Genomic DNA, 21,866 nt, shown 5'->3' with positions numbered 1-21,866 from the left:
TATTTAGTGGTCCAACTATTAGTTATAATAACCAACTTGGTAGCATAACATTTAGTGAACCGGCAGATAGTAATGTTAATACTGAGACTTTAGGAAATGCTAATACCGATGAAACTGAAAACGTTTAATTGTGCGATATCATTCCTGCGGAAATACTGAATCGTCATGAGCTGGTGTTGTTGCGTGGATACCACCCCGCCATTGCGAGCAGCTGTAGGCTGCGTGGCAATCCAGAAAAATAATAAAAAAATTCTGTAAATCAGAATTTTTTACTGGATTGCTTCGTCGAATTACTACGTAATTCTTCTCGCAATTACGGAAAACCGAGCCATGCAACAACCCAATAATTATAGACTAAACTATATATCAGTGACAAAGAAAGAAATAATTATATTATGTGGACCGACTGCTAGCGGAAAGTCTTATTTAGGGCATGAATTTGCTAAAGCTTGTAATGGCGAAATTATTAATATCGACTCAATGCAGGTTTATAAAGAAATCCCTATTATTACCGCCTCCCCTCCGAAAAGCTATACAGCTGAAGTTACTTACCATTTATATAATTTTCTATCAATTACGGAAGATTTCTCAGTAATAAAATATCTAAAACTTGCGACAGAAAAAATAAAAGAAATAGCTGCTAGGGGCAAGCTACCTATATTAATAGGTGGAACTGGTTTATATATCAATTCTTTAGTTTTCGGCTATAATAATATTCCTGATATATCAGAAGATTTACGAGAACAAGTAAGAAACTTACATGCTGAAATAGCCAATATAGAATTATGGAATAAATTAGAGAAGCTTGACCCGCTTGCTGCCTCTAAAATAAACCAAAATGATACTCAGCGTTTAATTAGAGCTTATGAAGTATTCATGCAAACCGGTAAATCTATTTTTTCTTTTCAAAATTTACCAAAAGAACAAATCTTATCTGATTTTAATTTCAAAATTATTTTCTTAAATTCTGAGCGAAAATTTCTATATAAAACATGTGATGAGCGTCTGCAAAAGATATTCAAAGAAGGAGCAATTGACGAAATAGCTTTAATAAAAAAACAATTTGCTCCTAAAGATTATGCGAATTTAAAAGCTGTAGGGATAAAAGAAATTTTAGCTTATTTAGACGGTAACCTTACTTTAGATGAGGCTTTAAGTGCAGCTCAAATACGAACCCGTCATTATGCTAAAAGACAAGTTACTTGGTTTAAAAATCAGATACAAGATAAAACTACATTAGAATATTCTAACCAAGAAGAGTTTGCACAAATATTAGGAAACTTTCATATATATACTCTTGGTAAATGAAGAGTTGGTTATAGTACCCTACGATTTTCATTTTATGTCATTCTTAGCTAGAAGCGGGAATCTACTTAAATAAAGCTTTTTTAGCATGGATTCCTGCTTTCGCAGGGGTGACATCGAGGGCTTTTTAAAAAACGTAGGGTACTATAAGAGTTGGTAGACGAAGCCAATTTTTCAAATTCAGCGAGTATAGTTTATCTATGTATTTCTTCTTTCTTTTTATTATTAGAAATAGGAGTAATGGAAAGTGTATTTGTTTTAGATCCTACAATATTAATCTTACTATTTAAATTTGAGACGATGTTTTGTGCTTCTTTTAATACATCAGCCGGAACTTTATTTTCTAATTCTACAGGTACCTTATCAGATTTAAAATAACCAACTCCCGCTTTAACGACATTTGGTATTTGTTTTATAATATTCAGCGTTTGACCTTCTTTCTAAACTAAACTACCTATACTAGTAACGACATTAATATATTTTTTATTTTCAATATTTTCTAAGATTTGAACCAGCTTATCCGGTTGATTGAGCATAGGTGTTAGTATATTATATAATTCTTTCTTATCGAGCTTATTTATACCGGGTACATCTTTTAAAGTTTTATCTAAAATACTTGTAAATATTTCTTTATTATCGTTTAAGTATTTTTTGATTTCGGGATTATCTTTAGTTAATATTACCAATTCTTTAGCTAGTCCCGTATAATCACCTTTAACAAATCCATCAAAAACCTTTTTTAATGATTCAGGATTATCAAGTAATATAGGCATTACATTCGTAAGTTTTGTAACATCTTTTGTTTCTAACCCATAATTTACAAGCTGTTGTTTTATATTTTGCTATTTTTTTCATCTTGTTCTAAAACCCCTTTAATTAAATTATCGAATAAACCTTCTTTACTTTGCTCTACTAATATATATTTTAACTTAAATGAAGCTCGTTAAAAGCAGTAATTACACGGCTTGTTACGTTCATATAATCGCCTTTATTTATATCTGTAATAATAGCATGTGCAATTTCCGGTTTTGACATAACTTCGCCTACTATACTAAGCATTTGTTTATCGAAATTATATTCTTTCGTCATGCTTTGTATATTCGGAGTATTTTCAATAATAGCTGAGGCAATATCTGGTAAGACTGTTTTATTATCAGCAAAAAAACTTTTTAATTTATCGTCGCCTGCTACCATTTCTAAAGATTTCTCAAGAGCTACCATTACTCCTTGATTTGGAGCATTAAGAGTATCAAAAATCTCTTTTGTTTCAGGCATTTTATTTAATAAAGTAGGAATAGTATCTACAATACTAAGATCAACTTTATAGCTTTCAAAATATTCTTTTAAGAAAGAAAGGTTTAGCTTGTTCTTTAGTTTCTATTAAGAAACCTTCTATAATTATTTGTTTTTCAGGAGATAATTTATTAAACCTTTTTAGAGCAGTAGGATTGTTTATATTTTCAGCCAGCTCTTGTTTAAACTCAGGATGTTCATTAAATATTTTTATAACTTTTGCATATGTATCCTTACCCTGAGGTTTTTGTAATATATCATCAAAAGCTTTTATATAGTCGCTTGGAAGTATTTCTGTTGCTCCGGTACGTATATAATCTGCGATATATTTTCCTTTTTCATTAAAAAATTTCAAGAAATTTTTATCGGTAGATAACATTTCTAATGTTTTAGAAGTCACTTTATTATAGTCAGGTACATCTTGCTTTAGCTCAATTGCAATTTCTTTAATGCTTTTAAGTACATTATCATTTTTAAAACATTCTTTTAATGTTGTAAGGCCCTTTTGATCTAGAAAACTACCTTCTTGAAATTCTCTAAAACCTGCTTTTGCTACGATTTGCCCTATTTTTGGTAAATCATCTGCATGTTTTTTTAGAAAATCCCATATTTCAGATTTTTCAAGAACGGATTTTTGAAAGTTTGAATCAAGATATATATCAGAGGAGCTTGCAAGTTTAACAAGATTATAACTATTTACGGGATTAGTTAAAGCAAACTTCGCACCTTTTAATAATGCTCCTATGCTAACGGGTAATATTTTTTTCTTTGGAGATGCGAGGTCATAAATAAAGCTTGTAAATGCCTTGTCTGCATCAGGAGAAGATAATGTCCTTTTAACAGTTTTACTAAAATTCTTTAATTTAATATCTTTAATGGAATTTGTAACTGCCATAAAAATAATGAAATGTATTTAATTACATAAACATTAAATTATCTTAAAATTGATTCAAAGAAATAAATTAAGAACTACTTAAATAGTTTAATTTTTATTTCATAATATGATAATTAAATCAATTTGGTCTAAGATTTATGGAGTTATCTGTGTATTTTTTTTATTTTTTGTAGGTAATGATTCGTAAGTATGTGATTTATCGTGATTATCTACTATATGCACTTTACTATCTAAATTTGAAACTATATTTTTTGCTTCTTTTAAAACGTTTAATTTATTAATATTTTCAAACTCATTTTTAAAATTATCTTTTAACTGTTCATTGAAGATTTCTTTTGGTAAATAAATTCCACCGGTAATAGTGCCTGCCCAAGTATATTTAGATTTAGAATTTAAAGTAGAGGCAATATTACTTGCTAACTTTTCGAGATTTTTCAGCTCTAAAAAATTATTTATATTATCGGGATTCTCTTTAGAATATTCAGAAACGATAGGTTTTAGCATCTGATTAATCATGTAAAAATCTTCACCTCTATTATCACCTTTATCAAAAAGTTTTTGTGATATTTTCTCGCTTAAAATATTTGCCAATAAATTACTCTTAATATCTTGTTTATTTGCAATATTTTCATATAAAGGGTTCAATATTTGTAATGGAGAATTTACATGATTTGTAATATGTTTATATTGATTTGTTTTAGGAGTAGCTAGGTTAGTAACCATATTCATAGGTAGCGAATTTAGTTTTTCTATAATATAGTCTTTAACAGCTTGATTTTCTTCGCATAATATATTTACCTGTTGAGCAAATTCTTTTTTACTAAGTAAATTTCTTTTTTCTTCGGCTCGTACTTGTAAAAATACTTTATCAATTGCCTTATCAATTAATTTTGCTTGTTGTTCTTTAATTAGTTCAGGTGCTAAAGGAGGGATAGCCTTATCGAGATTGTAAGTATCAGTAAGTAGTATTAAATTATCGGGTAATTTAGCCTCTGCTAAATTAGTATTTTTAAAATTACAATCTTTTAAAGAAGTTACTTTAGTTAAATCTGCATTTTTTAATGATACGCCTGAGAAGTCAATATTAGATAAATTACCTACTAATATAGCTCCCTCTAAGCTAAATTTTCCATTTTGTATTTTATTTAAATTATTTCTAAGAGTAATTTCATCTATAGTTTTATCTTTAAAATCTTGTGATGGACTAAATACGTCTTTTACTTTTTCAGTAGCATAATAGTTAAAACCTGCTTTTATAATATTCGGCAATTGCCTTTCAAAATAATTGGTTTTTTGAGCTAGATTATATATAGCACTAGCGGCCCCACGATAATTACTTTGTTCAACCTCTTCTATAACTTTAACTAATTCATCAGGATGGTTTAACATTGATGGAAGTACATTATATAATTCTTTCTTATCAAGGTTATTTATACCGGGTATGTCCACTAAAGTTTTATCTAAAATACTTGCAAATATTTCTCTATTATTGTTTAAATATTCTTTAATTTCAGGATTGTCTTTAGTTAAAATTATTAACTCTTTTGCCATTCCCGTATAATCACCTTTAATAAAATCTCGAAAAACCTTTTTTAATGACTCAGGTTTATCAAGTAATATAGGCATTATGCTCGTTAGCTTTGTAATATCACTCGCTTCCAGACCGTAATTTATAAGTTGTTGTTTTATAGTTTGGCTATTTTTTTCATCTTGTTCTAAAACTCCTGTAATTAAATTATCAAATAGACCTTCTTTACTTTGCTCTACTAATATATCTTTTAATTTAAATGAATGATCATTAAGGGCAGAGATTATATTACCGGTTAAACTCATATAATCGCCTTTATTTAAGTCTGCAATAATCTCATGAGCAATTTCCGGCTTTGACATAACTTCGCCTACTATACTAAGCATTTGTTTATCAAAATTATATTCTTTTGTTATGCTTTGTACGCTAGGAGCATTTTCAATAATACCTAAAGCAATATTTGGTAAGATTGTTTTATTATTAGCAAAAAAACTTTTTAATTTATCATCACCCGCTACCATTTCTAAGGATTTTTCAAGAGATATCATTACACCTTGATTTGGAGCATTAAGAGTATCAAAAATCTCTTTTGTCTCAGGAATTTTATTTAATAAAGTAGGAATAATATCTAAAATTTTAAGATCAATTTTGTAGCTTTCAAAATGTTGTTTTAAGAAAGGTTTAGTTTGTTCTTTTACTTCTGCTAAGAAATTTTCAATAATTATTTGTTTTTCAGGAGATAACTTATTAAATCTTTTTAGAGAATGAGTATTATTTATATTTTCAGCTAGTTCTTGTTTAAAATCAGGATGTTCATTAAATATTTTGATAACTAATGAATATAAATTTTTCTTTTCGGGTTTTTGTAATATATCATCAAAAGTTTTTATATAATCGCTTGAAAGTATTTCAGTTGCTCCGGTGCGTATATAATTTGTAATATCTTCGCTCTTTTCATTAAAGAATTTTTTGAAATTTTTATCGGTAACCAGCATATCTAAAGTTCTAGAAGTCACTTTATTCCAGTCCGGTAGCTCTTGCTTTACTTCAACTGCAATTTCTTGAAGTTTTTTAAGTACTTTTTCATTTTTAAAACATTCTTTTAGTATTTCGAGTCCCTTTTCATCTAAAGCACTCTTATCTTGAAATTCTCTAAAGCCCGCATTTGCTAAGATTTGACCTATTTTAGGCAAATCATCTGAATGTTTTTTTAAAAATTCCCATATTGGAGATTTTTCAAGAAGTGATTTTTGAAATTCCGGATCAAGATATATATTAGAGGATTTAGCAAGCTTAATAAGATTATAACTATTTACAGGATTAGTTAAAACAAACCTTGCTCCGAGTAACATCGTTCTTAAACTTATACTCTTTGAAGACGTTAAGTCCTTAATTGCACTCTTTAATACTTTATTAGCTTTAGAAGAAGATAAAACTTTTTCTACAACTTTTTGATAGTTTTTATTATTTATAACAGCCATAAAATTACTCGAAATTTTTAAAAATAAAGATTAGGTATTTTAATTTTTTTTATTCTTGTTGTTAATATGTATACTTCGACACAACATGTTCAGCATCCGAGGACTTACGAAGACATGGCTACCAATTTTTTTAAGTTCTATCTGAGTATATTATTTAGCCTCCGCTTTTGGCGTCCATATCAGTGAATACTTCTTCCCATAAACCCGTAGTCGCTGCTTTTGAATATTCAGTCGCTCTATTTTCAAAAAAGTTCGTATGCTCGACTCCATTTAGCATTTCATCAAGCCAAGGAAGCGGGTTATGATTTACCAAATATACATCTTTGAGTCCTAGCTGCATTAAACGACGATCGGCAATATAACGAATATATTGTCTTACTTCATATGCCGTTAACCCCTCAATACCGCCGACTTCAAAAGCAAGTTCAATAAAGGCATCTTCAAAATGCACAATAGTCGTACAAGCTTCATAAATACGTTTACGTAAAGTTTCCGTCCAAACTTCAGGATTCTCTCTTACAAAAGTCTTGAACAGAGTAATAATTGAATTAGTATGAAGTGTTTCATCACGCACTGACCAAGCAATAATCTGACCCATACCTTTCATTTTATTAAAACGAGGGAAATTAAGCATAATCGCAAAAGAAGCAAATAGCTGTAATCCTTCAGTAAAAGCTCCAAATACTGCGAGTGTAGTTGCTATATCTTCTTTGGTATCCACTCCAAATTGCTGCATATAATCATACTTGTCTTTCATTTCCTTATATTTAAGAAATGCTGAATATTCTACTTCCGGCATACCTACCGTATCAAGTAAATGTGAATATGCTGCAATATGTACCGTTTCCATATTAGAAAATGCCGATAACATCATTAATATTTCAGTCGGTTTAAATACTCGTGAATAATGCTTCATATAGCAATTATTTACTTCAATATCTGCCTGTGTAAAAAAACGAAATATTTGCGTTAATAGATGTTTTTCCCCTGGAGTTAAGTTATATTTCCAATCTTTAACATCGTCGGCAAGCGGTACTTCTTCCGGTAGCCAATGAATTTTTTGTTGAGTGTGCCAAGCTTCATACGCCCATGGATATGAAAACGGTTTATAAATTGGACTTGCATCAAGTAGTGACATAATTTTTCTTTTATTTTGATTCTTTTATTTTTTCTATTTCTTCTGGAGATAATTCTGTAAGCTCAATAATATCTTCTAGCAACATTCCTTTAATTAGCATTTTTTTTGCTATTCGTTCTCCTTCTTCCTTATATCCTTCAATAAAGCCTTTAACAAAATTTCTTTTATATTTTTCCCTAAAGGAATTTATTTCAGTTTCATCATCAATCTTGTTTTGTAGCAATAATATGTTTATATTTTTTTCAATTGTTTCTTTATGTTTTTCTAATATTGTTTGCTCTGTCATTTTAAATTGTTCTCCTTTAATCGCTCAATTTCTTCTACAGATAATCCTGTTGTTTTTGATATAATATTTATATCAACTGCTTCATTTAATAAGCTTTTTGCTATTTCAAATTTTTCATCTTCTCTACCCTGCTTATACTTACTTTTTTGATTTAACTCTTCAGGTAGCCTCATAATATTATTAAGAAAGCTTATTAACCTTGTTTTATCCGTAAACAACTTTTTAAATGCTACATCATTCGTTGGGTCTAAATATCTTTGCATAGTTATATTATATACTCCAAAGTAAAAAGTAGACGAAGGTCAATTTCAAAAAGAGCAAGGAGTTCACAAGGCGAGGAGCAGAGCGTATACTTAATACGTGAGTGCCACAGCTCTTGTAGAACGACGTAGCCAATTTTTGAAATTCACCGAGTATACTTACTGACAAGCTAAGCATTCTTCGTAATTACCGGCTTCTGCTAACTTATCGTTTTGTTTCTCTAAATCTTTAAAATCTGCTTTTAATACATCATGCGACACTTTATCGGCTCGCTGTATTGATGTCGATCTACAGTAATATAAACTTTTTACTCCTTTTTTCCAGGCTTTAAAATGAATGTTATTTAAATATTTCTTACTAACATTTCCCGGTAAAAAGATGTTTAAAGATTGTGCCTGCGTAATGTAAGGAGTACGATCGCTTGCCAGTTCAATTAGCCAATTCTGATCAATTTCGTAAGCGGTTTTGAAAACCTGTTTTTCTTCTTCGGATAAAAATGTTAAATGTTGTACTGATCCTTCATGTGTTGCAATCGAAGACCAAACTTGATCATTATTAAATCCTTTCTCTTCTAATAACTTTTCTAAATGTTTGTTACGCACGTTAAAAGAACCGGTTAAAGTCTTTTGTACAAAGCTATTAGCGGCAAACGGCTCTATTCCGGGTGAGGCATTACCTGCTATTACCGAAATTGAAGCGGTGGGTGCTATTGCAGTTTTATTGCTAAATCGTTCATTACTTCCTGCATCTAGAGCATCAGGACATGCTCCTTTTTCTTTACCGATTTCTATTGAGGCTTTATCAGCTTCAGCAGATATATATTCAAATATTTTTTTATTCCAAACTTTTGCCATAACCGATTCTATCGGTACTTTTTTCATTTGCAAAAATGAGTGGAATCCCATTACGCCAAGTCCAACGCTTCGCTCACGCAAAGCCGAATATTTAGCTCTTGCCATAGTATCCGGTGCTTTATTAATAAAGTCTTCTAAAACATTATCAAGGAACAACATAATAGAATGGATAAATTCTTTATCATCTTTCCACTCTTCATAATACTCTAAATTTAAAGAAGAAAGGCAGCAAACGGCAGTTCTTGACTTTCCTAAATGGTCAATTCCCGTCGGCAATGTAATTTCGCTACAAAGATTGGACATTTTAACTTGAAGCCCTAATTTTTTATGATGCTCAGGTACGGATTTGTTAACACTATCGATAAATAACAAGTAAGGCTCACCCGTTTCTATTCTAGTAGTTAATAATTTAACCCATAAATCTCTTGCTCTAACTTTATTTACGACTTTTTTGGTAGCAGGACTAATAAGGTCAAAATCTGTATTGTTTTCAACGGCTTTCATAAATTCATCGGTTATAGCTATACCGTGATGAATATTAAGAGCTTTTCGGTTAACATCCCCACCTGTCGGACGTCTTATATCAATAAATTCTTCAATTTCAGGGTGATTAATAGGCAGATATACAGCTGATGAACCTCGTCTAATAGAACCTTGCGAAATAGCAAGAGTCATAGAATCCATTACTTTAATAAACGGTATAATACCGGATGAATGACCTTTATCACGAATCCCTTCATTAATAGAACGAACATTACCCCAATAACTTCCAATCCCGCCGCCGCGTGCAGCAAGCCAAACATTTTCCGTCCATAAATTTACTATATCGTCTAAGCTGTCATCGGTCTCATTTAAGAAGCATGAAATAGGAAGCCCCCTATCCGTTCCGCCGTTACTTAAGATTGGTGTTGCCGGCATAAACCACATTTTACTCATATATTCATATAGCTTCTGAGCATGCTGTTTATTTTCGGCATAATAACTAGAAACTCTTGCAAATAAATCTTGAAAATCCTCACCTTTCATAAGATATCGATCTCGCAGAATAGCTTTACCGAAAGGAGTAAGTAAATTATTATGGTTGTTGTTTATAGTTATTTGAAATTTATTTTTTTTAAGCGTGTTCATTATAGGTACTAATGGGGTTGTAGGCGTTATTTATAATGCTTATTTTGAAAAAATGACACCATATTTAGTGTATAGAATCTTCACCTAAGTAGACACGAGAATAATAATTTATTCAATATAAATATTTATTTTTTTTTAGATTTTTGACTTGACACAAATCACTCTTGATTACTATTTATGCTTTCTTAAGGCACACGCAGTCTTATCATGCGGAAGTAAGGCAACGTTGTGTGGATACCGCCCCTTCATTGCGAGCAGGCGTTGTTGCGTGGACCAACTTCACCTCTGTCATCCCGTGGCTTGACCACGGGATCCAGTTAAAAATACTAAAATTATTAGTATTTTTTATTGTTTTTATGGACCCCGTGGTCAAGCCACGGGGTGACACAGTGGGTTTTATCGGTCTACGCAACAATGCCTTGCGAGCAGTCGTAGTACTTGCGTGGCAATCTCATGAAATAATAACAAACTCCTGAGATTGCGGACGTACAATTACTTCGTAATTTCCTCGCAATGACGACTTGAGTATCCATGCAACAAGCCCTTATCTACGCAGGAATAACGTTAAAGGCATTCTCCATCATTCGTATTAAGACCTATTGGTGAAACCTCATCCTTATATTCAACAATAAACGATGAAACAAATTTACGTGGTGTATCGGCTACTATCCAATCAACTTCTACAACATAATATCCTGGGTCTCTGTCCGGAAAAGCTACTTCAATCGTTTTAGAAGGAGCTAATGTGTGATCTCAGTAAGGGAATTTATCAGAAAGTTCACTATAAATTTCTTCTAAATCATCGTGTTTCAGTCTATTTTCAAAGGTAAACTCTGCCTTTGTCATTTGCACTATATAACCGCGAGTTTTATGTGATGCAGTATAATCCCATTCTATTGTAAGCTTTTTCTCACCTTCTAATGGTATAGCAAAGTTTATCCAGTTAAACGTTGAATCTTTTAATTCCGCTCTATTTCTTCATTGGTAGCATTTACCCAATCTGTATCATCTGTACGCCCACCATTAAGGATATGCCCATCTAATGGTAGCGGTTCCCCTACAACATCATTTCCAAAACGCTCATTACTTCCTTTCCCTGTTTCAAATCCGTTAAGTTTCCACTCTTCATTTATTAGCTTCTTATCTACACAAACTTTTCCCATTGTGTAAAGAGGGAATATTATTCGACCATGTTTTGGAGCTGGTTGATTTTGTTGTTTTTCATTTTTCATAAATTCGACCTTTATTTAAGTTAAAAATATTGGTTCTGTGTACTTTTGCTTTTTTTGCAGAAATAGTTATTCATATTTCAAAAAAACCTTATAATTTGCAGCAAAAAATAACCATAATTAAGATTATTCTATCAAAAATGTACAGAGCCTAAGTAACTACAAAATACTAGATGTAGTTATAGTAATAACATTATTATAATTATTAATTAAAATTAATAATTATGTAATATAAAACTTAAATTGTTTTTGATGTTATAATAAAAATACAACTTCCTAATACCGGATGGTAATGTCCAGCATCCTGTGAATCAATTTGTGCAAGCAACAAAGTTAGAATCTAGGCTGAAGAATTTTGATTTTAAAGATTTTTTATTATATAGCTATGGTTGGGTTACGGTTACGGTAATAGTGTCTTGAAACGTCCCAGCAGCGGCAAGAAGTTGTGACGGCAGGCGTGCATATACGGTATAGTTTTTTGTGACCGGTCCAAGACCTAACGTATAGCTATCGGTAAATGTTACCGTACTACTAGTCCCGTTACCGAGTATTTGAGTAAAAGCTGCATCTTTGTATAAATTATAATTCAGCTTACGTACCCCGTTAACCATATTTCTTGGATTATAAATATTAGCGGAACCAGTACTAAAAGTTACGGTATAGCTAACAAGCAGCGATAATAAAGCACTACATGTAACTGAGGCAGTAACGGAAGTTGTTCGCACTACCCCTGCATTAAAAGTACCGAAATTTACGGTTGGAACTGACGGATTACATGTTGCAAGCAAAGCCGTAGCATTTCCCGGTATAATAAGCATCATCGTCATTGCGAGGAAATTACGAAGTAATTGACGAAGCAATCTCATGCTAAAGTCCTGAGATTGCCACGCTCCTTGCAGGCGCTCGCAATGACGGATAAATAGGTTCACGCAACAACACCTCCTCACAATGACGATTTGGTATTCGTACAACAAAGTCTTCATTTGCATATCGCTTCGCCTAAATCAATTACAGGGTCGTTTAAGTCTCTATTAACCGGTACACTAAAATGACAGCATCTATTATTCTCTTCATTCTCATCACAAATAGAACCGTTTAATACTTCAAGGTTTTTAATATCATTGATATAAACCTTACCATCATAACCTACAAATATTTCCTCGTCTAAACCTTCAATATTAACCGTACTATCAAACAAAATAAAATGTTTATTACTATCAAACATAGTCATTTCAACACTTTTAATCATTCTAACATTGAAGTCTAATAATACTGCTGATTTTGTTTTTGGAGCAACTTTCAAAGCAATTTCCTCAAACTCGGTATTAAGAGGTAGATTTTCATCATCTAATCTTATTTCAGAAGGAACATAGGGTGTTACGTTTGGTACAAGCATTTTACCTTTATCATCAGTATAGCCGGCTAATAGATTGTTATTATAAACTCCGACATTTTTAAAACTATTTACTTTAATCAAAGCAAGACCTCCGGTAATCGGTCTCGTCACATAATAGCTTTTATCAATAGAGACAATACCTCCTTTGATATTAAACTGTTTCATTGTTTCGATATCATTTTTCTGCAGATAAATTCCAATATCGTTATTTTTACCGTTACGATTAAGCTGTACGTTATAGTTTGTAGCTTTAGCTTTAATTATATTAGCATATATCCCCATCCCATATTTGAGGTAACCGGTGAAGAAATACCAAGTTGCTTCGTATGATATTTATTTTGATTGAAATACTTTTGTTACCGTCTAAATTGAAGTTAAATGACATATAGGCAAAATTATTTTTACGTTTACTGTTTAAATCAGTACCTATAGTAAAACTTAAGAAACCTTTTTTAGTAATATTCCTTTGATAAGTCGATGATATTATATTTGTACGTTTACCTTGTTGTTATTGTGTTATTTACGACAAAAGACAAAAAATTAACACTTATATTACCAAAATCGGTATTATCGCAGCTAACTGAAATCTGATAATTTAAACTTGAGAAAGTTTTATCGGGATAAATATATACATCTTTATAATTTTTATTATTCCAATCTAAATTACTATTAATGTCAAAATATTCCGATTCATAAGTATAACCGCAATTAATTCTTTGAGAACGACCGAAATTTTTGATATTACTTGCAGCTGAAATGCCTATAATTCCAAAATTTCCGATTTTTAAGTTATTAGTTACCCCTACTGCTCCATTATTTTTTAAAAATTCAAAATGTCCGCCGCTTGTTAAATAATCATTCATACCAAGCATATAATCGGTATTTAGAACTAAATATTTATAATCATTGCTATATATCGCAAAATCTTGTCTTTGAAATCCTGCTTCATAAGAAAAATTTGAAAGCCCTTCGCGCAGTAAACTCGGTGAGGCATAATAAGGAATGGTGATTGTTTGAACTTTACCGGTTATATCTTGAGTTTTAACTATTAAGTCACCTCTACCGGTAATAACCGGAATGTTTGTTACGTCAAAATCCCCCATATGAGCTTTAGCATTATATATAGGCACACTATTTGAAAATATTTCTATACTGCTTGGAAGTTCTGATTTCCCTCTAAAATCCAGTAACGGATAAGTAACTAAATTCGGTCTAACCGCAAAATTAGTAGTATACTGAATACCGGCAAATCTAGTTGAATTAGACCAAGAAGATGCTTTAGTTATGCTATCCCCTACCCGCCAATTAGTCATTTTATCTACATTCTCATATATCCAATTTGTTTCTAAACGTGTAAATTTATTTTGGTTTCTTGCAGTATTTTTGACTTTAGAAAAATTTGATTTAACGGCTTCGGTTTGAAATAAAAAACTATAGCTATATACGCCGTTTTCAGTAAAATAATTAAGTTCCTCTACTCCGGCTAAATAATTAATATCATCATTTTGGTTAAGAGTTATGTCATAATTAAGATATGCACCGCTAATAAGTTTAGTATCGACATTTTGCATAGGACCACCTGAAGCATCAAATGATTGAGGTTGCATTTTTTCCGCTGGAAAAGTAATGTTTAAATCTAAATTCTCGAAGTTTAAATCATATTTAGTATCTTCGAGCAAATCTAGATTAATATATGCAGTATCGTGATAGTTCACGAGGCCCTGTTTAAGATAATCTTCTTGAACATTAAAATGTTCTATATCTTCAAGAGGAATTAAATAATGACCTTGAGCGTTTTGCACTATAGTTGGGAATATATCAGTTTCGGTATAATTAACTTTTAGCGAAACAATCAATTCGTTGTCACCCGCAACTTCATTAGAGCTATTCTCAAATTCTACTTCTAGAGGCAATTTAGGCAATGGTCCTAACATTTTATCTTCATGCACGTTTGTATCCGCTGTGGTTTGAGGTAAATTGTCTTCAAGAGATTCGGAGATAATTTCATCTGCAAAGCTTAGCGGTATAAATAAAATAATACCTATAAAAACCGATATTATTTTATTTAAAAAGCACATTAGCTTATTTATTTAAAGTTAAAGATAATTTGCTATTGATATTACCTTGATATTGTTATAGGTATACTATGTTGAACAACAAGATTTACTGTAGAGCTAATATTATTTTCTATCTTCACTCTACGAGGTAATTCTCTTAATATGATTCTATAGTCTTTTTCTCTAGTAGAAAAATTCTGTGTATTTTTTAAAGCTAACCGTATCAATTGCGTATCAATTGCGTTTTACCGCCATGCAAGGTAAATGTTACCGGAGTTGCCACTAAATCCGTAGTTTCTTTATATTCTTCTGTACCGTTTTCATACACACGTTTTTAAAAGAAGTAGCTGAAACTTTTTAGGTGTATAATCATTATTTTGTACCGTCATAGTTGCTATTTTATTATTTTTACTTATCTCTATATTGACAGGCACGATAGTGGCACTAGCAAAAACATTAAAAGTAAATAATATAAATAGAATAGGTAGAAATCTTAAAAAATATTTTTTCATAATATCAATATGCTACGGTTACTGTAATTGTATCGTTATAAGTATCAGAAGGAACATTTGCCCCTTGAGGTATTTTTCCGTATATTGTGAGCGTTTGAGGTAATCCCGTACCTGTTCCCGGTACCCAGTCGCTTGATTGATTTCCCCAATTTTGAGTTCTTGCTGCATTAGAATAAAGATTATAAGGTAAATAGCTAGTAGTGTTAACGAGGCCTGTCATTTTGCGAGTATTTGTTGTAGCGGCAGGTGCAGTACCAGCGTTTAATGAAACAGTATAATTAGTACCTAAAGTACAAGTTATAGTAAGTGTGTTTGTTTGCAAAGAATCAGCAGTTGGAACATACGTACCAAAAGCTAAAGGTGTAGCCGTGACTATACAAGACGGTAAAACTGTTGCACTAACAAGGAAAAAAGCATTAGCAGATGAAGCGAAGCTATTTCCTGCACTTATAGTTAAGATAATAAAACCGATAATATTTCGTAGAATTTTAAAGTTATTTTTCATAATTTTAATAAAAATAATTAATATTCATTATTAATCTTTGACAAATTTTAACGATTTTACAAGGCTAGTTTAAGAAATAGTCATATTTAAATATGAGTTTATGATATTATTTTCCCCACAAAAAAAATTAATATCACTAACCCAAATTAGCTTGTTATAAATAGAAATATAATTGACTATTTTATTTGACTATTTATAGTATAATGATAGTTTTATTTTTTCAGAGTATAAAAATGGCTGTTAAAATAGCAATAAGTCAATTTAAATCTCATTGTCTTGAGATAATAGAAAAATTACAAACAGATAAAGAATCTATTATAATTACCAAAAGAGATAGAGAAGTAGCACAAATATTACCTATAAATACTGAAAAGATCTCAATATTTGGTATGCTAAAAAACAAAGCCGAAATAAAAGCGGATATATTAGAACAAATAGAAGAAAAAATGGAATGCAGAACATTAATAATGGTTTAGTATTATATACCCATGTTTTATTGTGGTCATTATTACAACCTGAAGAGCTATCAGAACAAACGAAACACAAAATCAATTTAGCTCAAGAAAGTTCACAATTATTCCTAAGTTCTATTTCATTATGGGAAATAGCTATGCTTAACTTTAAAAAGCGTATTAATGTTTATGAACCTATAAAGGATTTTCTAAATTCTATAACAAACATCAACGGATTATCTATTAAAGATATTTCTCCGGAGGTTGCTGCTGAAAGCGTTTCTCTTATGGATGATTTTCATGGTGATCCGGCTGATAGAATTATTGTAGCAACAGCAAAATGCCTTGGAGTCACCCTACTTACTAGAGATCAAAAAATTCTTAATTGGGCTAAGTTAGGACATATTAAATCAATATCTATTTGATTATTTCCTCAATATCCAATAAAATCCTTTTTAAAATTTAAATATAAAAAGTAATGTATAATACTGATGTTGTAATAATAGGTGCCGGTCCGGTTGGATTATTTGCAGTTTTTCAAGCTGGAATGCTTGGCATGAAATGTCATGTTATTGATGCACAAGAAGTTATTGGCGGTCAGTGTATTACCTTATATCCCGAAAAACCTATTTACGATATACCGGCTTATCCTAAAATTGCAGCAGAAGAGCTAATAAAACAATTAGAGCTTCAAGCAGCTCCTTTTAAGCCTGTATATCACTTAAATCAGCAAGCTATAGAGCTAAATAAACAAGATGATTTTTTTGAAATTAAAACCTCAAAAAACACTCTTATTAAAAGCAAAGTTATTATTATTGCAGCAGGAGCAGGTTCATTCGGTCCAAACAAACCTCCCCTTGCAAATATTGAAGATTTTGAAAGCAAGTCGGTTTTTTATTTCATCAATGATAAAAGCAAATTTGCAGGTAAAAATATAGTTATAGCAGGCGGCGGGGATTCGGCTGTTGACTGGGCTATTTCTCTTTCGGAGATTGCAAATAAAATATATTTAGTACATAGGCGGGATAAATTTACGGCAGCTCCTGAAAGCGTAAGGCAATTAAGGCATATTGCAGAAACCGGTAAAATCGAGTTAGTAATCGGTTATCAATTAAATGCTTTAGATGGTAATAATAGTGAACTTCAATCGGTTATAGTTAAAGATCTACAAAATAATACTCGCAAATTAGATGCCAATATATTACTACCGTTTTTTGGTTTAAAACAAGATTTAGGTAGCTTAGCAAATTGGGGTTTAAATGTTAAGCTTCACCATATAGAGGTAGATAATTCCTATTATCAAACTAATATAGAAGGTATTTACGCTATTGGCGATATTGCTCATTATGCCGGTAAACTTAAGCTGATTCTTACAGGTTTTGCTGAAGCGGCAAGCAGCCTTCATCATGCTTATAGTAGAGTATTTGACGGCAAGGCTCTACATTTTGAGTATTCTACCACTAAGTATGGGGAAAGGAAGTAGGAGCAGATCGTCATTGCGAGGAGGTATTGTTGTGTGGATCAATTTCACCTCTGTCATCCCGTAGTCAAGCCACGGGGTGACACCGAGCCGTCATTGCGAGCGACTGTAAGGAGCGTGGCAATCTCGTCAAATATCCTGAGATTGCTTCGTCAAAACTTACAGTTTTTCCTCGCAATGACGGATAAACCAGTCCACGCAACAATGCCTTGCGAGGAGCCGTAGGCGACGCGGCAATCTAGAAAATAATTAAAAAAATTCTGATTTACAGAATTTTTAACTGGATTGCTTCGTCAATTACTTACGTAATTTTTTCGCAATGACATTAAAACTGAACGGAGAAAAAAATAAGAGTGAACAATATAATTGACGGTAAAGCGTTAGCAAATGAGATACTAGCAGACTTAAAGCTAGAAATTCAAGAACTTAAAAGTCAAACCAACGCTTCACCAAAGCTTGCTATAGTACTAGTAGGCGATAATCCAGCAAGCATTATTTATGTAAAAAATAAAATAAAAAATGCACATAAAATAGGAATTGATACTTTATTAGTAAATCTATCTACTACTATTCATACTGATGATTTAATATTGAAAATCAATGAGTTAAACCTTGATAACGAGATTTCGGGAATTATAGTTCAGCTTCCTTTGCCAAGCTCCATAGATAAAAATAAAATTTTATCAGCAGTATCACCCTCTAAAGATATAGATGGTTTTCATCCTTTAAATGTCGGTTACTTACATAGCGGGATTATAGTCAAATCAGTTGGATTTAATTACAAGGAGCAAGGAGCGAAGCCTATAACTAATAGGAGAGCGACGAGTGACGATGTAAGTGAATTCAAATCATTTGACTATAGTCAAGGTTTTATATCCTGCACTGCCCTTGGTTGTCTTGCAGTTATAAAAAAATATGAACCGAATTTAAGCGGTAAAAATGCCGTAATCATCGGACGCTCGAATATAGTAGGTAAACCTTTAAGTGCATTATTGTTAAAAGAAGATTGCAGTGTTACTATTTGCCATTCCAAATCGCAAAATCTAAGCTCTATCACTTCTAAAGCCGATATAGTTGTTGCGGCTATTGGGTCACCTTTAAAATTCACTACCGAATATTTTAATCCTGAATCTATAGTAATTGATGTAGGAATTAATAGAATTAGCGGCAATAAGATTATCGGTGATGTTGATTTTGAAAATGTTAAATCTAAAGTAAAATATATTACTCCTGTTCCGGGCGGTATCGGACCGATGACTATTGCTTTTTTACTTAAAAATACGGTTAAGGCATTTAAGGATTCTATAGCTCTCTAAATCGTCATTGCGAGCCAGCATTTATGCTGGCGTGGCAATCTTAGGAGTTTTTTTATATTATCTCATAAGATTGCTGCGTCGTTGCTAACGCAACTCCTCGCAATGACGAGGAATTTTCAAAAACTGTTGGTACTATGAAGCTTGTAGTGAGATCCAGTTTTATAAACATTTGCAAGTTCTACATAATTTCTTACATTATCTTGCATATATTCTAAATCTTGATCAGTTAAATATCTAACAAATTTTGCAGGGGATCCCATCCATAATTCTTTAGATTTAATTATCTTCTTTGGGGGGATTAGGCTTCCTGCTGCAATAAAAGCATATTCTTCTATTACTGCATAATCCATTATTGTAGTACTCATACCGATAAAAGTATTATTATGTATTGTACAGGCATGAATAAGAGAGAGATGACCGATAGTTATATTATCGCCTATTTCTACCGGTCTGTTAAATCTTGAAGTATGAATTACACTACCGTCTTGTACGTTAGTATTATTTCCTATTTTTATCGATTCAACGTCGCCTCTAAGAACCGTATTAAACCAAATACTTGAATTACTACCTATTTCAACATCTCCTATTAAAGAGCTGCTTTCGGCAATATATGCAGTTTTATCGATTCTTGGCGTAACTCCTTATAAGGGATAATAATCATTAATTATAATCTACCCAGGAAATATTACCGTCTTTACGATAATAAACTATATTGATACGATCATTATTGATATTTTTAAATACTACCGCAGGTAAATCTTCTAAATCCATTTTCATTACCGCTTCTTTTACTGATAATTTTAATATTTCTACAGGCTTTTCAGCGATAATTGCCGGATTATCATTATCTTCGGAGTTAGAGGTGTCACTATCAGATTGCGGATTAATAATATATTTGGTACCTTCGTAAGCAATTTCTGATATTTTTACTTTACCAGCATGATGATTTTTGAATTTTGATTTATATTTTCTAAGCTGTTTTTCTAGTTTTGACATAGCTTTATCAAAAGCTACATATATATCGCTACAACTATCATTACTTTTGACTATATTATGTTTACCTGAGCCATATTTTACTATAATATCACATTTAAAGTTAATTCCCTCTTTTGAAAAATGTATATCTATATTTATTATATCGGTAAAATATTTTTTAACGACTTGCGTAGCCCTCTCTTTGGAATATTCTTGTAAGCTATTACCGATCGAAATATGTTGAGCTGAAACTGAAATAATCATAAATAACCTTTATAATCTGAAATAATTAATATATAGGCGTTACTAAGTAACACCTATATAATTAATTTATATTTAGAGTAATTTCAAGTTTTATTACAAATTAATTTAATTTAAACTTTAGCCGTAGAGTTTAGGACGCTTATCCTTATTTTGTTGCGATTTAATTAGTTTTTTAGCAGTCTTTCTTACATAATTAGGCTCAATGCCTATTTCTAAGCAAGTAGCATTAAAATTTTCATTATTTTCAAAAAGCCATTTTTTAGCGTTATATTCTGCTTTTGTTGCCTCTTTCTTGGTAGAAGTATTAGTTGCATCTATTATTGCCTGCATAATAATAGCACTTCTAAGAGCAATATCGGGTATAGGATTATAAAGTTTAATACGCTCAAAAGGAGTAGTTAATTTAATGACATATGGTTTAGTCATATAAAACCTCTAATAATTATTAATAAAATAAGATTTTGTTAATATAAATGTAACCAATAGGTTTTTCTTTTTTAACAAAGTCCTTAAAAAGTATAATAATTTTCAAGGCTTCAACTAATAGTGACTAATTTGGATTAATAATAAGCAGGAATGTTTAGAGGTTTAGGTGCTGTATATTTTTTGATAAAATAAGATAATTTTACTCTTGTAGAAATAGAAGAATTGTTATATATATTGTTATCTCTTATGTATAAGGGGGTGTAGCTCAGTTGGTTAGAGCGTCTGCCTGTCACGCAGAAGGTCGCGGGTTCGAGTCCCGTCACTCTCGCCAAGCCCTTTCAGGGTTTCGGGGTTTCTCTTCGTTTTCTAAAAAATCCATATGCTCCTTTTATGTTCCAAAATAATGGTATGGACCTACCCTATATACAGAATGAGAAGCAGAAGCTAATCTTCTAGGATAGGAAATGAATCCTAAACAACAATAAGGAGGTCCATATGGAAGTTACCACAATTGGTATAGATATTGCAAAAAGAATTTTTCAAATTCACGGTGTAGATAAAAATGGTAAGACAATATTAAAAAAAAAATTAATGAGAGAGCAGGTTATAACTTTTATGGCTAATTTACCAAGAAGATGTCTAGTAGGCATGGAAGCTTGCGGTGGTTCTAGCTATTGGGCAAGAGAATTAACAAAATTAGGTCATAATGTAAAACTAATGGCTCCACAATTTGTTAAGCCTTATGTTAAAACTAATAAAAATGATCAAGCTGATGCAGAAGCAATATGTGAGGCAGTAGCAAGACCTAATATGAGGTTTGTGCCTATCAAAACTGTAGAGCAACAAGATATTTTATTTATTCATAGGGTAAGACAGAGATTGGTAAAAAATCGTACAGCTCTTGTTAATGAGATCAGGGGATTATTACATGAATTTGGTTTTGTTATTCCGCAAGGAATCAATAAGATTATGACAAAATTAACCGAAATTTTAGATGAAGGGGATTTAAGTCAGCTAAGCTATCGAACGTTTAGTGAGTTAAAAGAAGAATTTCTAGAGAATGATAAAAAAATAAAAGAATTAAA

The 21,866-nt window shown here is 31.5% G+C and carries 19 protein-coding genes, 1 tRNA gene and 8 pseudogenes; 10 read left to right on the top strand and 18 right to left on the bottom strand.

Going from position 1 to position 21,866, the window contains the following annotated elements:
• Positions 1 to 187: 187 nt before the first annotated feature.
• Positions 188 to 314, top strand: a pseudogene (locus tag BN1174_RS12825) (lytic transglycosylase domain-containing protein); the annotation flags it as partial.
• A 55-nt stretch (positions 315 to 369) separates the two neighbouring features.
• Positions 370 to 1,308, top strand: a complete 939-nt coding sequence (miaA, locus tag BN1174_RS00140; protein WP_040257739.1) for a tRNA (adenosine(37)-N6)-dimethylallyltransferase MiaA — start codon at positions 370 to 372, stop codon at positions 1,306 to 1,308.
• Between the two features lie 191 nt (positions 1,309 to 1,499).
• On the opposite strand, the pseudogene BN1174_RS12820 reads toward miaA, so the two are convergent.
• The 8 genes and pseudogenes from BN1174_RS12820 to BN1174_RS00100 form a co-directional block, all read right to left on the bottom strand.
• Positions 1,500 to 1,985, bottom strand: a pseudogene (locus BN1174_RS12820) (hypothetical protein).
• A 244-nt stretch (positions 1,986 to 2,229) separates the two neighbouring features.
• Positions 2,230 to 2,580, bottom strand: coding sequence for a hypothetical protein (locus tag BN1174_RS12815; RefSeq protein WP_040255618.1), 351 nt, complete (start codon positions 2,578 to 2,580; stop codon positions 2,230 to 2,232).
• 55 nt (positions 2,581 to 2,635) lie between these two features.
• Entirely contained in the window at positions 2,636 to 3,493 is an 858-nt protein-coding gene (locus BN1174_RS12810) for a hypothetical protein (protein ID WP_040255616.1), read from the bottom strand.
• 135 nt (positions 3,494 to 3,628) lie between these two features.
• Entirely contained in the window at positions 3,629 to 6,502 is a 2,874-nt protein-coding gene (locus tag BN1174_RS00120) for a pentapeptide repeat-containing protein (RefSeq protein ID WP_040255614.1), read from the bottom strand.
• 154 nt (positions 6,503 to 6,656) lie between these two features.
• The gene (locus BN1174_RS00115) at positions 6,657 to 7,640 is read right to left on the bottom strand and encodes a ribonucleotide-diphosphate reductase subunit beta (RefSeq protein ID WP_040255612.1); all 984 of its coding nucleotides are present in this window, start codon (positions 7,638 to 7,640) and stop codon (positions 6,657 to 6,659) included.
• Positions 7,641 to 7,650: 10 nt separating this feature from the next.
• A complete protein-coding gene (locus BN1174_RS00110) occupies positions 7,651 to 7,926 on the bottom strand; it encodes a hypothetical protein (protein ID WP_040255610.1) in 276 nt (91 codons plus the stop codon).
• Positions 7,927 to 8,078: 152 nt separating this feature from the next.
• Positions 8,079 to 8,189 (bottom strand): annotated as a pseudogene (locus tag BN1174_RS13310) (Rpn family recombination-promoting nuclease/putative transposase); the annotation flags it as partial.
• Between the two features lie 156 nt (positions 8,190 to 8,345).
• Positions 8,346 to 10,169 carry a ribonucleoside-diphosphate reductase subunit alpha gene (locus tag BN1174_RS00100; protein ID WP_040255606.1) on the bottom strand — a complete coding sequence of 608 codons (1,824 nt, stop codon included), beginning with the start codon at positions 10,167 to 10,169 and terminating at the stop codon, positions 8,346 to 8,348.
• Between the two features lie 164 nt (positions 10,170 to 10,333).
• Here BN1174_RS00100 and BN1174_RS10455 point away from each other — a divergent pair, with 164 nt between their 5' ends.
• On the top strand, positions 10,334 to 10,645 hold the full coding sequence (locus BN1174_RS10455) for a hypothetical protein (RefSeq protein ID WP_197062011.1): 312 nt from the start codon (positions 10,334 to 10,336) through the stop codon (positions 10,643 to 10,645).
• Between the two features lie 277 nt (positions 10,646 to 10,922).
• Here the strand turns inward: BN1174_RS10455 and BN1174_RS11115 are convergent, their stop codons facing one another.
• The 7 genes and pseudogenes from BN1174_RS11115 to BN1174_RS00050 form a co-directional block, all read right to left on the bottom strand.
• Positions 10,923 to 11,066 carry a lytic polysaccharide monooxygenase auxiliary activity family 9 protein gene (locus BN1174_RS11115; RefSeq protein ID WP_156138551.1) on the bottom strand — a complete coding sequence of 48 codons (144 nt, stop codon included), beginning with the start codon at positions 11,064 to 11,066 and terminating at the stop codon, positions 10,923 to 10,925.
• A gap of 62 nt (positions 11,067 to 11,128) precedes the next feature.
• Positions 11,129 to 11,401, bottom strand: a complete 273-nt coding sequence (locus BN1174_RS00090; protein ID WP_040255604.1) for a hypothetical protein — start codon at positions 11,399 to 11,401, stop codon at positions 11,129 to 11,131.
• Between the two features lie 308 nt (positions 11,402 to 11,709).
• Positions 11,710 to 12,216, bottom strand: a pseudogene (locus BN1174_RS00085) (spore coat protein U domain-containing protein).
• Positions 12,217 to 12,377: 161 nt separating this feature from the next.
• Complete coding sequence (locus tag BN1174_RS08055) at positions 12,378 to 13,076, bottom strand: fimbria/pilus outer membrane usher protein (protein ID WP_082022229.1); 699 nt, start codon at positions 13,074 to 13,076, stop codon at positions 12,378 to 12,380.
• 215 nt (positions 13,077 to 13,291) lie between these two features.
• Positions 13,292 to 14,872, bottom strand: coding sequence for a fimbria/pilus outer membrane usher protein (locus BN1174_RS11110; protein ID WP_231555682.1), 1,581 nt, complete (start codon positions 14,870 to 14,872; stop codon positions 13,292 to 13,294).
• Between the two features lie 41 nt (positions 14,873 to 14,913).
• A pseudogene (locus tag BN1174_RS12480) lies at positions 14,914 to 15,240 on the bottom strand (fimbria/pilus periplasmic chaperone).
• A 127-nt stretch (positions 15,241 to 15,367) separates the two neighbouring features.
• The gene (locus BN1174_RS00050) at positions 15,368 to 15,868 is read right to left on the bottom strand and encodes a Csu type fimbrial protein (protein WP_040255602.1); all 501 of its coding nucleotides are present in this window, start codon (positions 15,866 to 15,868) and stop codon (positions 15,368 to 15,370) included.
• 233 nt (positions 15,869 to 16,101) lie between these two features.
• On the opposite strand from BN1174_RS00050, the gene BN1174_RS00045 reads away from it, so the two are divergent.
• The 5 genes and pseudogenes from BN1174_RS00045 to BN1174_RS12465 all read left to right on the top strand — a co-directional run.
• A complete protein-coding gene (locus BN1174_RS00045; protein ID WP_156138401.1) occupies positions 16,102 to 16,344 on the top strand; it encodes a type II toxin-antitoxin system Phd/YefM family antitoxin in 243 nt (80 codons plus the stop codon).
• Positions 16,320 to 16,745 (top strand): type II toxin-antitoxin system VapC family toxin, encoded by a 426-nt coding sequence (locus BN1174_RS00040; protein ID WP_040255600.1) that lies wholly within the window; start codon positions 16,320 to 16,322, stop codon positions 16,743 to 16,745. The genes BN1174_RS00045 and BN1174_RS00040 overlap by 25 nt, the downstream gene beginning before the upstream one ends.
• A gap of 53 nt (positions 16,746 to 16,798) precedes the next feature.
• Positions 16,799 to 17,803 carry an NAD(P)/FAD-dependent oxidoreductase gene (locus BN1174_RS00035; protein ID WP_040255597.1) on the top strand — a complete coding sequence of 335 codons (1,005 nt, stop codon included), beginning with the start codon at positions 16,799 to 16,801 and terminating at the stop codon, positions 17,801 to 17,803.
• Between the two features lie 350 nt (positions 17,804 to 18,153).
• Positions 18,154 to 18,555: pseudogene (locus tag BN1174_RS12475) on the top strand (tetrahydrofolate dehydrogenase/cyclohydrolase catalytic domain-containing protein); the annotation flags it as partial.
• A gap of 105 nt (positions 18,556 to 18,660) precedes the next feature.
• Positions 18,661 to 19,116, top strand: a pseudogene (locus BN1174_RS12465) (bifunctional methylenetetrahydrofolate dehydrogenase/methenyltetrahydrofolate cyclohydrolase); the annotation flags it as partial.
• Positions 19,117 to 19,232: 116 nt separating this feature from the next.
• Here the strand turns inward: BN1174_RS12465 and BN1174_RS08040 are convergent.
• The 3 genes and pseudogenes from BN1174_RS08040 to BN1174_RS00015 form a co-directional block, all read right to left on the bottom strand.
• A pseudogene (locus BN1174_RS08040) lies at positions 19,233 to 19,777 on the bottom strand (gamma carbonic anhydrase family protein).
• The gene (gene hpf / locus BN1174_RS00020; protein WP_040255593.1) at positions 19,777 to 20,355 is read right to left on the bottom strand and encodes a ribosome hibernation-promoting factor, HPF/YfiA family; all 579 of its coding nucleotides are present in this window, start codon (positions 20,353 to 20,355) and stop codon (positions 19,777 to 19,779) included. Before hpf ends, BN1174_RS08040 begins: the two are co-directional and overlap by 1 nt.
• Positions 20,356 to 20,472: 117 nt before the next feature.
• Positions 20,473 to 20,781, bottom strand: coding sequence for a hypothetical protein (locus BN1174_RS00015; RefSeq protein WP_040255591.1), 309 nt, complete (start codon positions 20,779 to 20,781; stop codon positions 20,473 to 20,475).
• Between the two features lie 254 nt (positions 20,782 to 21,035).
• Here BN1174_RS00015 and BN1174_RS00010 point away from each other — a divergent pair.
• Positions 21,036 to 21,112 (top strand) — tRNA-Asp (locus BN1174_RS00010).
• A gap of 164 nt (positions 21,113 to 21,276) precedes the next feature.
• On the top strand, positions 21,277 to 21,866 hold a 590-nt coding region (locus BN1174_RS00005), incomplete at its 3' end, for an IS110 family RNA-guided transposase (RefSeq protein WP_040255589.1).

It is taken from the genome of Rickettsia hoogstraalii (assembly GCF_000825685.1).
GTDB lineage: Bacteria > Pseudomonadota > Alphaproteobacteria > Rickettsiales > Rickettsiaceae > Rickettsia > Rickettsia hoogstraalii.
Note: the sequence above shows the minus strand (reverse complement) of the source record. Positions and strands in the feature narration are given on the sequence as shown.

Coding starts and splice junctions, on each gene's coding strand:
- BN1174_RS12815 (WP_040255618.1), bottom strand. CDS start 2,580: ATGCCTGAAACAAAAGAGATTTTTGATACTCTTAATGCTCCAAATCAA.
- BN1174_RS08055 (WP_082022229.1), bottom strand. CDS start 13,076: ATGGGGATATATGCTAATATAATTAAAGCTAAAGCTACAAACTATAAC.
- BN1174_RS11110 (WP_231555682.1), bottom strand. CDS start 14,872: ATGTGCTTTTTAAATAAAATAATATCGGTTTTTATAGGTATTATTTTA.
- hpf (WP_040255593.1), bottom strand. CDS start 20,355: ATGATTATTTCAGTTTCAGCTCAACATATTTCGATCGGTAATAGCTTA.
- BN1174_RS00110 (WP_040255610.1), bottom strand. CDS start 7,926: ATGACAGAGCAAACAATATTAGAAAAACATAAAGAAACAATTGAAAAA.
- BN1174_RS00115 (WP_040255612.1), bottom strand. CDS start 7,640: ATGTCACTACTTGATGCAAGTCCAATTTATAAACCGTTTTCATATCCA.
- BN1174_RS00120 (WP_040255614.1), bottom strand. CDS start 6,502: ATGGCTGTTATAAATAATAAAAACTATCAAAAAGTTGTAGAAAAAGTT.
- BN1174_RS12810 (WP_040255616.1), bottom strand. CDS start 3,493: ATGGCAGTTACAAATTCCATTAAAGATATTAAATTAAAGAATTTTAGT.
- BN1174_RS00050 (WP_040255602.1), bottom strand. CDS start 15,868: ATGAAAAATAACTTTAAAATTCTACGAAATATTATCGGTTTTATTATC.
- BN1174_RS00040 (WP_040255600.1), top strand. CDS start 16,320: ATGCAGAACATTAATAATGGTTTAGTATTATATACCCATGTTTTATTG.
- BN1174_RS00045 (WP_156138401.1), top strand. CDS start 16,102: ATGGCTGTTAAAATAGCAATAAGTCAATTTAAATCTCATTGTCTTGAG.
- BN1174_RS00090 (WP_040255604.1), bottom strand. CDS start 11,401: ATGAAAAATGAAAAACAACAAAATCAACCAGCTCCAAAACATGGTCGA.
- BN1174_RS00035 (WP_040255597.1), top strand. CDS start 16,799: ATGTATAATACTGATGTTGTAATAATAGGTGCCGGTCCGGTTGGATTA.
- BN1174_RS00100 (WP_040255606.1), bottom strand. CDS start 10,169: ATGAACACGCTTAAAAAAAATAAATTTCAAATAACTATAAACAACAAC.
- BN1174_RS00015 (WP_040255591.1), bottom strand. CDS start 20,781: ATGACTAAACCATATGTCATTAAATTAACTACTCCTTTTGAGCGTATT.